General features: G+C 59.7%; 12 protein-coding genes. 5 read left to right on the forward strand and 7 right to left on the reverse strand.

Annotation, left to right across the window (positions count from 1 at the left end):
• Positions 1-101: 101 nt before the first annotated feature.
• Complete coding sequence (gene modF, locus MT962_RS02830; RefSeq protein ID WP_247364498.1) at positions 102-1,577, reverse strand: molybdate ABC transporter ATP-binding protein ModF; 1,476 nt, start codon at positions 1,575-1,577, stop codon at positions 102-104.
• Between the two features lie 76 nt (positions 1,578-1,653).
• Positions 1,654-2,445 (reverse strand): molybdenum-dependent transcriptional regulator, encoded by a 792-nt coding sequence (gene modE / locus MT962_RS02835; protein WP_024555939.1) that lies wholly within the window; start codon positions 2,443-2,445, stop codon positions 1,654-1,656.
• Positions 2,446-2,573: 128 nt separating this feature from the next.
• Here modE and MT962_RS02840 point away from each other — a divergent pair, with 128 nt between their 5' ends.
• From MT962_RS02840 to modC, 4 genes are all read left to right on the forward strand, one after another.
• Positions 2,574-2,723, forward strand: a complete 150-nt coding sequence (locus MT962_RS02840) for an AcrZ family multidrug efflux pump-associated protein (RefSeq protein WP_024555940.1) — start codon at positions 2,574-2,576, stop codon at positions 2,721-2,723.
• 129 nt (positions 2,724-2,852) lie between these two features.
• Positions 2,853-3,629, forward strand: a complete 777-nt coding sequence (gene modA / locus MT962_RS02845; RefSeq protein WP_247364499.1) for a molybdate ABC transporter substrate-binding protein — start codon at positions 2,853-2,855, stop codon at positions 3,627-3,629.
• Complete coding sequence (gene modB / locus MT962_RS02850; protein WP_024555942.1) at positions 3,626-4,315, forward strand: molybdate ABC transporter permease subunit; 690 nt, start codon at positions 3,626-3,628, stop codon at positions 4,313-4,315. The genes modA and modB overlap by 4 nt, the downstream gene beginning before the upstream one ends.
• 1 nt (position 4,316) lies before the next feature.
• Positions 4,317-5,375, forward strand: coding sequence for a molybdenum ABC transporter ATP-binding protein ModC (modC, locus tag MT962_RS02855; protein ID WP_247364500.1), 1,059 nt, complete (start codon positions 4,317-4,319; stop codon positions 5,373-5,375).
• Here the strand turns inward: modC and MT962_RS02860 are convergent, their stop codons facing one another.
• Complete coding sequence (locus MT962_RS02860; RefSeq protein ID WP_247364501.1) at positions 5,376-6,194, reverse strand: pyridoxal phosphatase; 819 nt, start codon at positions 6,192-6,194, stop codon at positions 5,376-5,378.
• A 155-nt stretch (positions 6,195-6,349) separates the two neighbouring features.
• On the opposite strand from MT962_RS02860, the gene pgl reads away from it, so the two are divergent.
• Entirely contained in the window at positions 6,350-7,351 is a 1,002-nt protein-coding gene (pgl, locus tag MT962_RS02865; RefSeq protein WP_024555945.1) for a 6-phosphogluconolactonase, read from the forward strand.
• Positions 7,352-7,609: 258 nt separating this feature from the next.
• Here pgl and MT962_RS02870 read toward each other — a convergent pair whose 3' ends face one another.
• From MT962_RS02870 to bioA, 4 genes are all read right to left on the reverse strand, one after another.
• The gene (locus tag MT962_RS02870; RefSeq protein ID WP_048888357.1) at positions 7,610-8,920 is read right to left on the reverse strand and encodes a putative acyl-CoA thioester hydrolase; all 1,311 of its coding nucleotides are present in this window, start codon (positions 8,918-8,920) and stop codon (positions 7,610-7,612) included.
• 111 nt (positions 8,921-9,031) lie between these two features.
• Entirely contained in the window at positions 9,032-9,508 is a 477-nt protein-coding gene (locus MT962_RS02875; RefSeq protein WP_024560806.1) for a kinase inhibitor, read from the reverse strand.
• A gap of 12 nt (positions 9,509-9,520) precedes the next feature.
• Complete coding sequence (locus tag MT962_RS02880) at positions 9,521-10,201, reverse strand: type 1 glutamine amidotransferase domain-containing protein (RefSeq protein ID WP_247364502.1); 681 nt, start codon at positions 10,199-10,201, stop codon at positions 9,521-9,523.
• Positions 10,202-10,279: 78 nt separating this feature from the next.
• Positions 10,280-11,569: an adenosylmethionine--8-amino-7-oxononanoate transaminase gene (gene bioA / locus MT962_RS02885; RefSeq protein ID WP_247364503.1), complete on the reverse strand. Its 1,290-nt coding sequence runs from the start codon at positions 11,567-11,569 to the stop codon at positions 10,280-10,282.
• Positions 11,570-11,631 lie beyond the last annotated feature (62 nt).

An 11,631-nucleotide genomic window follows, 5' to 3' on the forward strand; every position in this document is an offset into this window, starting at 1 on the left:
GGGCGCGTTGAGCATTATAAAACAGGACGTTGCAGATGAGAGGCTGCGGGTTGTCTGAAAATAGCCGACAAAAGAAAACGGGAGCCTTTGGCTCCCGTGCGTTACGCGTCTAATTCCTCGCTCTGGTAGCGATAGCTGTCCCCCTCAGGCACAAAAGTCAGCCGGTGAGTAATGCACTGCGGCGCATCTTCGGCGTGATGAGAAACAAACAAAAGCTGCGTCTCGCCCTCGCCAATCAGAATGTCGACAAAGCGGCGCACCAGCTGGCGATTGAGTGGGTCGAGCCCCTGCAACGGCTCATCGAGAATCAACAACGTCGGGTGTTTGACCAGCGCGCGAGCAATCAGCGCCAGCCGCTGCTGGCCCCAGGAGAGGCTATGAAAGGGGGCGTCGGCAGTGGCGTTATCGATGCCGAGAATATCGAGCCACTGGCGGGTCAGCTTCTGCTGGCGGTCAGAAACCGCCTGATAGATGCCGATAGAGTCAAAGTAGCCAGAAAGAATCACATTGCGTACGGTGGTGCTGACGCGATAATCCAGATGCAGGCTGCTGCTGACGTAGCCGATATGCTTTTTAATATCCCAGATGGTTTCGCCGCTGCCGCGTCGTCTGCCGAACAGCGTTAAATCATTGCTGTAACCCTGGGGATGATCGCCAGTAATAAGGCTCAGCAGCGTCGATTTTCCCGCGCCGTTAGGGCCGACGATCTGCCAGTGCTCGCCGGGGCTTACGGTCCAGCTCAGGTTGTTGAGAATAGGCTTATCGTCATAAGAGACGGTGCCGTTTCGCAGCACAATACGCGGCTCGTCGGCAGAAAGCGTATGGCGCGCCGCCGGATCGTCCGCTTCCGGCAGGCTGATGCCTGCAAGTTTTTCGCTGTGGGCAAGTTGGGCGATAAGAGCCTGCTCCAGCAGCGTCGCTTTCGGGCCGGTATCGATGAGCGTGCATTCCGCCAGCACGCCGACGTTTTGCACGAAGCCTGGGATCTCATCAAAGCGGTTGAGGATCAGCACGATCGTGTAGCCTTGATCGTTAAGCGTGCCGAGCAGGCGGCCCAGCTGTTCGCGCGAACCCACGTCCAGGCCGTCGAACGGTTCATCGAAAATCAGCAGGTCGGGCTGCGCCATCAGCGCCTGGCAAAGCAGCGTTTTGCGCGTTTCGCCGGTAGAGAGGTATTTAAAGCGGCGCGCCAGCAGCGGCTCGATGCCGAACTGCGCGGCCAGTTCGCGACAGCGCGCATCGTCTTTTACGTCCTCCTGAATAATCTGCGCCGCCGTGCGCCCGGTATCCTCCTCGCCCGGGCTAAGCAGGTCGGTATTGTTGCGCTGCCATTCGTCGCTCACCAGCTTTTGCAGCCGCTCGAAGGAGAGCAGGTTAATGCGCGAGAAATCACAGCGCCGCTCGCCTTTTAGCAGCGTCAGATCGCCCGCCAGCGCGCGGGCCAGCGACGATTTACCACTGCCGTTAGCGCCAACAAACGCCCAGCTTTCGCCCTTGTGCAGGGTCAGACTGGCGAGATCGAGCACGCGCGTATCGCTCAGGCGAAACGTGCCTTGCAGAATTTGCAACGTTGACATGTTTTATCCCATTTATTGCAGCAGAAAACTACAGGGATACGTGCTGTTGGCGTCGTTGTCAACCGCAGGCGGCGTTTTAACAGAGCGTGGCGACGATCACTTTATCGGCGTTAAAAAAGGCTGTTATCACTTCGCCTTCCTGTAAAGCCAGCGTCTGCGCCTGCGTTAAGGGGAGGGTAGCGCACAGCGTTTGTCCATCCGGCAGACGTATCACGGCTTCGCTGTGCGCGCTGTCATGGGTAAGCTGAACAATCTCGCCGCGCAGCTGGTTATCCGCAAGCTTCGCTTCTTCTTCATCGCGGGTGAGCTGCACCCAGGGCGCCTTTAGCAGAATCAGCACCTCGCGTCCTTCATCCAGCGCCAGCCGGGCGGCGCTCTGCGCCGTGACCGCCGCCTTAAGGCGCGTTACGCCGTCCGCCAGCAAAACCGCGACCTGCTCCTGTACCGCTTCGCGCTCGCGCTGCACCACGGTGCCAAACCACTGGTTGCGGGCGCTGGTTTGCAGCGAGAAGCGGGAGATGGCCGCGAGCAGGCTGTCGAGCGGCAGTCGATCGTCACTCAGCACGTCGAAGGCTTTTTGCTGGATCTGCCCGAGCAGATCGTAAAGCTGGATTAACCGCCGCCCGTAATGCGTCACGACCGCGCCGCCGCCTCCTTTGCCGCCGGTGGCGCGCTCAACCAGCAGTTGCTCGCTTAGCTGGTTCATCTCGTTAATGGCGTCCCAGGCGCTCTTATAGCTGATGCCTGCGAGCTTCGCCCCCTGGCTGATGGAGCCGGTCTGTTCTATCTGTTTAAGAAGAGCGATGCGGCGCGGATCGGCAAACAGGCGGTCCTGAAGTTTCAGCGTAAGAAGAATGTCGGCGTGCATGAGAGGAGTCCTGCTCAAAAAGGCTATTGTGAAGGAAAGGCGTAAGCGGGTGCAAATGGCACAAAAGAGCAGTGCGTTTTGCGTTAATACCGCTAGAATAACCCTTTGTTCATATTCAGGAGACAACCATGCTCGAGTTGTTGAAAAGTCTGGTTTTCGCCATAATCATGGTACCCGTCGTGATGGCGATTATCCTGGGCGCGATTTACGGCCTGGGTGAAGTGTTTAACGTCTTCTCCTCTATTGGTCACAAAGACCGTTCAAGACAGCACCGCTGATTTCAAAACGCCCGGCTAAGCCGGGCGTTTTACTATAAAGCTCCCTCCCGCGCCGCCGATAATTGCTATGAAAAAGGATGGGTGGTCGTTATATTACTGCGTATATAACGACACTCGCAGGAGAAGCACATGGCAAACTTCCGGGCAACACTCACCCTCGGCGTCACGTTGGCGGCCGCCCTCACCGGGCAGGCGCTGGCGGATAACGGTAAAATTACGATTTTCGCCGCCGCCTCGTTAACAAACGCGATGCAGGAGATCGCCGCGCAATACAATAAAGCGAAAAAGGTGGATGTGGTTTCTTCCTTCGCCTCTTCCTCAACGCTTGCCCGTCAGCTGGAAGCGGGCGCGCCGGCGGATATCTTTATCTCTGCCGACCAGAAGTGGATGGACTATGCGGTGGAGAAAAAAGCTATCGAGACTGCCAGTCGTAAAACGCTGCTCGGCAACAGCCTGGTGGTGGTGGCGCCCAAAGCGAGCAAGCAGGGTGAAATCACCATTAACGAGAAAACCGCCTGGCAGAGCCTGCTGAAAGGCGAGCGTCTGGCCGTGGGCGACCCGGCGCACGTACCGGCAGGCATTTACGCCAAAGAGGCGTTGCAAAAACTGGGCGCATGGGAGACCCTCTCGCCGAAACTCGCTCCGGCGCAAGACGTACGCAACGCGCTGGCGCTGGTGGAGCGCAATGAAGCGCCGCTCGGCGTGGTTTACGGCTCCGACGCCGTGGCCAGCAAAGGCGTGAAAGTGGTGGGCGTCTTCCCGGAAAGCTCGCACCAGAAAGTGGAATACCCGCTGGCGATAGTGGCGGGGCGCAACAGCCCCGCAGTGAGCGCCTTTTATGATTACCTGCAGGGGCCGCAGGCCGCTGCCATCTTTAAACGTTACGGATTTACAACCAGCCAATGATGTTGACGGACCCCGAATGGCAGGCGGTGCTGCTGAGCCTGAAAGTCTCTTCCCTTGCGGTGCTTTTTAGTTTGCCCTTTGGGGTTCTGTTCGCCTGGCTGCTGGTGCGCTGCTCTTTTCCCGGCAAGTCGCTGGTCGACAGTTTGATTCACCTGCCGCTGGTGCTGCCGCCGGTGGTGGTGGGTTATTTACTGCTGATTGCCTTTGGCCGCCGGGGTATTTTCGGCGAATGGCTCTACGACTGGTTTGGCTTCACCCTGGCCTTTAGCTGGCGCGGCGCGGTGCTGGCGGCGGCGGTGATGTCCTTTCCGCTGATGGTGCGCGCTATCCGTCTCGCCCTGGAAGGGGTTGATCTGAAGCTTGAACAGGCGGCGCGCACGCTGGGCGCCGGACGCTGGCGCGTCTTTTTTACCATTACGCTGCCGCTGACGCTGCCGGGGATTATCGTCGGCACGGTGCTGGCCTTTGCCCGGTCGCTCGGTGAATTCGGCGCCACCATTACGTTTGTTTCCAATATTCCCGGCGAAACCCGCACGCTGCCTTCGGCGATGTATACGCTTATTCAGACCCCGGGCGGGGAAGGGGCGGCGGCCCGACTGTGCATTATCTCCATTGTGCTGGCGCTCTGTTCGCTGCTGGTTTCCGAATGGCTGGCGCGCCGCAGCCGTCAACGGACTGGAGGGTGAAATGCTGGAGCTTAACTTTACCCAGACGCTTGGCGACCACCGCTTAACCCTCAACGAAACGCTCCCGGGCAGCGGCATTACGGCGATATTTGGCGTCTCGGGCGCAGGCAAGACGTCGCTCATCAACGCCATCAGCGGCCTGACGCGGCCGGAGCAGGGGCGTATCACGCTTAATGACCGCGTGCTGAGCGACGCGGCGCAAAACATTTTCCTGCCGCCGGAAAAGCGGCGGATCGGTTACGTCTTTCAGGATGCCCGGCTCTTTCCTCACTATCGGGTCAGCGGCAACCTGAAATATGGCATGGCGAAAAGCATGGCGGGGCAGTATGACAAGCTGGTGGCGCTGCTGGGCATTGAGCCGTTGCTGGATCGTTTTCCCGCCAGCCTGTCGGGCGGCGAAAAGCAGCGGGTGGCTATCGGCAGGGCGCTGTTGACCGCGCCGGAATTACTGCTGCTCGACGAGCCGCTGGCCTCGCTCGATATCCCGCGCAAGCGCGAACTGCTGCCTTACCTGCAACGCCTCGCTCGCGAAGTCAACACGCCGATGCTCTACGTCAGCCATTCGCTGGAGGAAATTCTTCATCTGGCGGACAAAGTGCTGGTGCTGGATAACGGCGAGGTTAAAGCGTTTGGCAATCTGGAACAGGTCTGGGGCAGCCGGGTGATGAACCCGTGGCTGCCGAAAGAGCAGCAGAGCAGCGTGTTGAAAGTTACGGTGCTGGAACAGCATCCGCACTACGCTATGACAGCGCTGGCGCTGGGCGATCAGCACCTGTGGGTTAACCGTATCGATAAGCCGCTGCAGACGGCGCTGCGCATCCGCATTCAGGCTTCCGATGTGTCGCTGGTGCTGCAGCCTTCGCCGCACAGCAGCATTCGCAACGTGCTGCGGGCGAAAGTGGCGCAGTGCTATGACGACGACGGCCAGGTGGAAGTGCAACTGGAGGTCGGCTCGCGCACGCTCTGGGCGCGCATCAGCCCGTGGGCGAGGGACGAGCTTGCCATCAAGCCGGGCCTGTGGCTTTACGCGCAGATCAAAAGCGTGTCGATAACGACCTGATCAGAGCAGGTGCTGATAGATGACCTGGGCGATGCTCGGCTCGGTATTCGGGCCGATAACGCGGCTGGCGCTCGCCTTCACCACATCATCCGCATTGCCCATAGCGAAGCTCAGCCCCGCCGCTTTGAGCATGCTGATGTCGTTGTGGTTGTCGCCGAAAGCCACCACCTGGTCCATGCTCAGACCCTGTGAGGCGACCCATTCTGCAAGGCGCGCTCCTTTGCTGTTGCCGCGCGCCGACACGTCCACCTGATCGTGCCATGACCATTCGCACTCCACGCCCAGCTCTTTCTCCACCGTCAGGGCGAACGTTTGCAGGCGCGGAATATCACCGTCCGTCAGCGCAAACTTCCAGATGGCGTCCACTTGCGTTGCCGCCTCGCGTAGCGAGGGCACCTGGCGAAAGATCGGGCGCTGGTGTTCCGGCAGGCTCTTCGCCCAGTTTTCGGTGCGCATGACGTGGCCCATCGGATTTTCATAGAGCATGGCGTCATCCACGTACATCAGGCCGTTAATGTGGTGCTCATCCAGCAAATCAATTAAACGCAACGCTTTTTCCGGCGCCAGCGGCGTGGCCGACAGCACCTTTTTCGCTGGATAATCATACAAATAAGCGCCATTACAACAAATTGCAGGTGTATCCAGCGCCAGCGCCTGATAAAAAGGATGAATGGCGATGTGATGGCGGCCAGTGACGATAAGCAGTTGATAACCCGCTTCCTGTGCGCGCTTAAGCGCCTCGAGCGACTGCGGCAGCAGCGTTTTTTGCGCGGTCAGCAGGGTGCCGTCCAGATCCAGGGCAATTACACGGTACGTCATTTACGTTTCCAGAGGTTGTCGAATCATACAGGTTTTCCTGATGGTACACCGCAAGCCGCAGCGGGCGAAACCCTGCGGCGCGTTTCGGCATCGCTTGCTAAAACACGCTACCCTTTGTGGCAGACCTTCAAGTTGCAGTGAGGAAAGGAGTATTCATGAAACAGACCGTTTATACCGCCAGCCCGGAAAGCCAGCAAATCCACGTCTGGCGACTTAACCCCGAAGGGGATCTTACGCTGTTGCAAGTGGTGGACGCCCCAGGCCAGGTGCAGCCGATGGTAATCAGCCCCGATAAGCGTTTTCTTTATGTCGGCGTACGCCCTGAGTTTCGCGTTATCGCCTACCGCATCGCGGCGCACGACGGCACGCTGAGCGAGGCGGGCGAATCGGCGCTGCCGGGCAGCCCGACCCATATCTCTACCGATCATAGCGGGCGCTACCTGTTCAGCGCCTCCTATAACGCAGGCAACGTTGCGGTGATCCGCTTAAACGACGGCCTGCCAGGTGAAGTGGCCGACGTGGCCGACGGGCTGGAGGGCTGCCACTCCGCCAACATCTCTCCGGATAACCGCACGCTGTGGGTGCCAGCGCTTAAGCAGGATCGCATCTGCCTGTTTACGCTCAGCGACGATGGCAAGCTGGTCGCGCAAACCCCGGCGGAAGTCACCACCGTGGAAGGGGCTGGCCCGCGCCACATGGTGTTCCATCCGAACCGTAAATTTGCCTACTGCGTTAACGAGCTGAACAGCTCTGTGGACGTCTGGGCGCTGAACGACCCGCACGGCAACATTGAGTGCGTGCAGACGCTGGATATGATGCCTGCCGGTTTCGCCGATACCCGCTGGGCGGCGGATATTCACCTTACGCCGGACGGACGCCATCTTTACGCCTGCGATCGCACCGCAAGCGTATTGACCATTTTCAGCGTGTCGGAGGATGGCAGCGTGCTGGCGGTGGAAGGGCATCAGCCGACCGAAACCCAGCCGCGCGGCTTCAACATCGACCACAGCGGTAAATACCTGATTGCCGCCGGACAGAAATCGCACCATATCGCGCTTTACGCCATTGAAGAGCCGCAGGGGCTGTTGCAGGAAAAAGCGCGTTACGCCGTAGGCCAGGGGCCAATGTGGGTGACGATTAACGTCCAGGAGGCGTAATAAAAAAACCTCGCCGCGGCGAGGTTTTTTATTGGGCGGAGGGTGTAGCGCCTGACATGCCTGAATGCTTAGCATTGTCATTGGCGACAGCGAGCCGGGGCACGCCGTCGGAAGTGCGCGTGTTAAGGGCATCGCGTGCAGGCGGCGTGACATAAACACTCCGCTTCCTGCAACGGCTAATGCAGGCTCTGTGATAACGCAACAGGTCGCAGCAAAAAGGGGGATAACTCCCCCTTTCTTTACCGGCTTTCAGGCCGATTACTTTTTAGGCTCAGCCACCACCTGGCTGCCTACGCCGCGGTTGTTAAACTCCCACATGCGGTTGGCGTTCGCGTCGTTAAGGTCGCGCTGCACGTTGCCTTTATCGTCCGCCGTGCCGGTGTTGCCGGTGAACGGACGCTTAGAGCCGAGCGCGTCGCCCCACGGTTTCGCCACATTAAAGCCTTCGTTGATGACGCTGTCGCGAATAACGACCTGGCCGTTAGCGGTCTGGCCCGGCGTGTAACCGCCTTCGCCCGCTTCAAGATCCCATGCGCGGCCAAGCTGCGCTACGCCGTTGCCGGAAGCGCTGAAGCGGCTGTTTACCGCGAGGAAGCCGTAGAACAGGTTCGGCTGCGTCGCTGGCGCGAACACATAGCCTTCCTGCGGATTGCGGGAATTCACCAGACGGAACTCGGTATTATCAAACACTACCGCGCCGCGGCCAGCCACCACATCCACATCGCCTTCGATATAGCTGTTGGTAACCTGAGTGCGGGTCAGGCGGTTAGTCAGGAAGCGGTTCTGCACGTCGCTGTTAGTCACGAGGAAGGTGTTCTGGCGGCCCAGAATGTTCACCTTGTCAATCTGCACGCGATCGCCGTCGCTGCGCAGCGCCACCGCCTGATGGTTGCCCGCGTCCACGCTGTCGCCAAGGTTGTTCTCAATGGTCAGGTTCTGCAACTGCAGGCCATTGTTCTGCGACCAGACTACGGCGGAGCACATCACGCCGACAACGCCGGAGCGGCGGTTCTGGCAGTTATCAAACATATACCAGGCCGGTTTGCCCGGCATGTATTTGCCCGACGGGTTAACGGTGTGGCGCCAGGTATTGGCGTCCATTTCAGAATCCAGCGCCAGGCCAATTTTCACATCGATCGGTTTCTCGCCGGTGCCGTAAATCGTCACGCTGCCGGAAGCGGCCGGCACATAAACGGTGCCTTCATAGGTTCCCGGCATGACGGCGATATACTGACGGCTGGTGGAGTGGCGAACAATCGCCGCGTCAACCGCCGCCTGGATGCTGGTGTGGGTCACGCCCTGGGTACCCGCCGGGCCGACCACGAAATCGGGCTGCTGCGGCAGACGGATAGCGGAAGGGGACCACGCGGCCGCATTCGGATCGAGCGCGGCGAAATAGCGCGCCGGGGTGAAGTTTTTCGCTTCGTCAGCCGAAAGCACAGGACGGGACGCGGTGCCAGGGGCGGCCTGCTCAGAGGGACGCTGGTCCGGCGGCGTTGAGCTGCATGCACTCAGTGTCACGCCAAAAGCGAGCGCCAGCGCCAGACGGGAAACCGAAAATGTGTTCAAGGGTTGCTCCTTGCTTAGCAATGTAAAAAGAGGATATCCACGAAAGCCTGCATTTTTATACTAAGTTGAGCGAAACGAAAAGCCGATTGTGATAATCGGCTTTAAATCGGATCAGATATAGAGGGCGGTAAGGGAGGCGCTGGCAAGTCGGTGGAAATGCACATTAAAACCGACCATCGCGCCGCTGGCGTTTTCATCCACTTCGATGCGTTCTACGTCAAGCGCGTGAACGGTGAAGATATAGCGGTGCGATTCGCCTTTCGGCGGCGCCGCGCCGCCGTAGCCCGTGTTGCCAAAATCGGTCAGCGTCTGAATGGCGCCGTCCGGCAGCTCCGCCTGGCCGGAGCCGGAGCCCTGCGGCAGCACGCGGGTATCGGCGGGCAGATTCGCCACCACCCAGTGCCACCAGCCGGAGCCGGTAGGGGCGTCCGGGTCGTAGCAGGTGACGACAAAGCTTTTGGTACCCGGCGGCACCTCGTCCCACGCCAGGTGCGGGGAGATATTGTCGCCTTCATAACCCATGCCGTTAAAGACATGGCGGGCCGGCAGCTTTTCGCCCTCTTTGATATCGTGGCTGATTAACTTCATTGTTGCTCCTGTTCAGAGATCCAACAGCTTGAGTAACTCCTGGGCAGTCGCCGCGGACGAGGCTGGATTCTGTCCGGTAACGAGATGGCCGTCGGTTACCGCATACTCGCCCCAGTCTCCGGTGCGTTCAAACTGCCCGCCTTTTTCTTTCAGCGCATCTTCCACCAGGAACGGCACCACGTTAGTTAAGCCCACCGCCTCTTCTTCGCTGTTGGTAAAACCGGTTACGCGCTTGCCTTCAACCAGCGGCGAGCCGTCCGGTTTTTTGGCGTAACGCAGCACGCCGGGCGCATGGCAGACTGCCGCCACCGGCTTGCCGCTGGCCCAGTAATGCTCAATCAGCGCGATGGATACAGGATGGTCTGCCAGATCCCAGAGCGGGCCGTGACCGCCGGGGAAGAAAATCGCGTCATAATCGTCGGCGTTAATATCCTCGAGTTTCAGCGTGTTAGCGAGGGCATCCTGTGCGGTTTTATCCTTACAGAAGCGATCGGTGGCTTCGGTCTGGGCATCCGGTTCGTCGCTTTTCGGGTCAAGCGGCGGCTGGCCGCCTTTCGGCGAGGCGACGGTCACCTCCACGCCCGCATCATGAAAAACGTACCAGGGCGCGGCAAACTCCTCGAGCCAGAAGCCCGTTTTTTTGCCGGTATCGCCAAGCCTGTCGTGAGAGGTCAGCACCATCAGAATCTTCATCGTCTCCTCCTGGTTTTCTGCTTCAAATCCCTGAAGTGTAGTGCATCACGCTCCCGGTCGCCGGGCGCGGCGGCGGGATCACGCTCTGAAAAACGCCGGGTTTTTTACCGCTTCGCGCACCGCCCGGGTGAGCTTCGTGAGCTGTTCCGGCGTGATGATATAAGGCGGCATCAGGTAAATCAGGCGGCCGAAGGGACGTATCCAGACCCCTTGCTCAACGAAAAAGCGCTGCAGCGCCGCCATTTCTACCGGCTGGCGGGTTTCCACCACGCCGATAGCGCCCAGCACGCGAACGTCCGCCACCCCCGGCTCGTCGCGGCACGGGGTTAATTCTTCGCGCAGCTGTCGCTCAATGGCGGCGACCTGCGTATGCCAGTTCCCTTCTTCTAGCAGCGCCAGGCTCTCTGCGGCCACGGCGCAGGCGAGCGGGTTGCCCATGAACGTCGGGCCGTGCATAAAGCAGCCTGCTTCGCCATTGCTGATGGTCTCGGCGACATGGCGAGTGGTAAGCGTCGCTGAAAGGGTCATGGCGCCGCCGGTCAGCGCTTTGCCAAGGCAGAGAATATCCGGAGTCATGCCCGCATGTTCGCAGGCGAAGAGTTTGCCGGTGCGGCCAAAGCCGGTGGCTATCTCATCGGCGATCAGCAGAATGCCCTCGCGGTCGCACATCTTGCGGATGCGCTTAAGCCATTCCGGGTGATAAATGCGCATGCCGCCTGCGCCCTGCACGATAGGCTCCAGAATCACGGCCGCAATCTCGTGACGATGCGCCGCCAGCAGGCGGGCGAAAGGCGCCAGGTCGCGCTCATCCCATTCGCCGTCGAAGCGGCTTTGCGGCGCGGGCGCGAAGAGGTTTTCCGGCAGATATCCCTTCCACAGGCTGTGCATGGAGTTGTCCGGGTCGCAGACCGACATCGCGCCGAACGTATCGCCGTGGTAGCCGTTGCGAAAGGTGAGAAAGCGCTGACGCGGCTCGCCTTTCGCCTGCCAGTATTGCAGCGCCATTTTCATCGCCACTTCCACCGCCACCGAGCCGGAATCCGCCAGAAACACGCACTCCAGCGCCTGCGGAGTCATTGCCACCAGTTTACGGCAGAGCGCTATGGCGGCGGGGTGAGTAATGCCGCCGAACATCACGTGTGAAACGGCGTCAATCTGACGTTTAAGCGCCGCATTAAGGCGCGGGTGGTTATAGCCATGAATGGCGGCCCACCAGGAAGACATGCCGTCCACCAGCCTTTCGCCGCTGGCGAGACGCAGCTCGCAGCCTTCGGCGGACGTGACCGGATAGACGGGCAGCGGGGCGCTCATGGAGGTGTAGGGGTGCCAGATATGTCGCTGGTCGAAGGCGAGATCGTCAGGGGTCATAAGTGCTATTGTAAACCAAATTAAAAAGATTTAGGTTTACAAGTATATCTATAACCCCAACG

Source organism: Franconibacter sp. IITDAS19, assembly GCF_023079515.1.
Classification (GTDB): Bacteria; Pseudomonadota; Gammaproteobacteria; order Enterobacterales; family Enterobacteriaceae; genus Franconibacter; species Franconibacter pulveris.

What these genes read in the sequence shown, in the direction of transcription:
- pgl (WP_024555945.1), top strand. Translation starts at nt 6,350, where the DNA reads ATGAAACAGACCGTTTATACCGCCAGCCCGGAAAGCCAGCAAATCCAC.
- modA (WP_247364499.1), top strand. Translation starts at nt 2,853, where the DNA reads ATGGCAAACTTCCGGGCAACACTCACCCTCGGCGTCACGTTGGCGGCC.
- modE (WP_024555939.1), bottom strand. Translation starts at nt 2,445, where the DNA reads ATGCACGCCGACATTCTTCTTACGCTGAAACTTCAGGACCGCCTGTTT.
- MT962_RS02875 (WP_024560806.1), bottom strand. Translation starts at nt 9,508, where the DNA reads ATGAAGTTAATCAGCCACGATATCAAAGAGGGCGAAAAGCTGCCGGCC.
- modB (WP_024555942.1), top strand. Translation starts at nt 3,626, where the DNA reads ATGATGTTGACGGACCCCGAATGGCAGGCGGTGCTGCTGAGCCTGAAA.
- MT962_RS02880 (WP_247364502.1), bottom strand. Translation starts at nt 10,201, where the DNA reads ATGAAGATTCTGATGGTGCTGACCTCTCACGACAGGCTTGGCGATACC.
- MT962_RS02840 (WP_024555940.1), top strand. Translation starts at nt 2,574, where the DNA reads ATGCTCGAGTTGTTGAAAAGTCTGGTTTTCGCCATAATCATGGTACCC.
- bioA (WP_247364503.1), bottom strand. Translation starts at nt 11,569, where the DNA reads ATGACCCCTGACGATCTCGCCTTCGACCAGCGACATATCTGGCACCCC.
- MT962_RS02860 (WP_247364501.1), bottom strand. Translation starts at nt 6,194, where the DNA reads ATGACGTACCGTGTAATTGCCCTGGATCTGGACGGCACCCTGCTGACC.
- modC (WP_247364500.1), top strand. Translation starts at nt 4,317, where the DNA reads ATGCTGGAGCTTAACTTTACCCAGACGCTTGGCGACCACCGCTTAACC.
- modF (WP_247364498.1), bottom strand. Translation starts at nt 1,577, where the DNA reads ATGTCAACGTTGCAAATTCTGCAAGGCACGTTTCGCCTGAGCGATACG.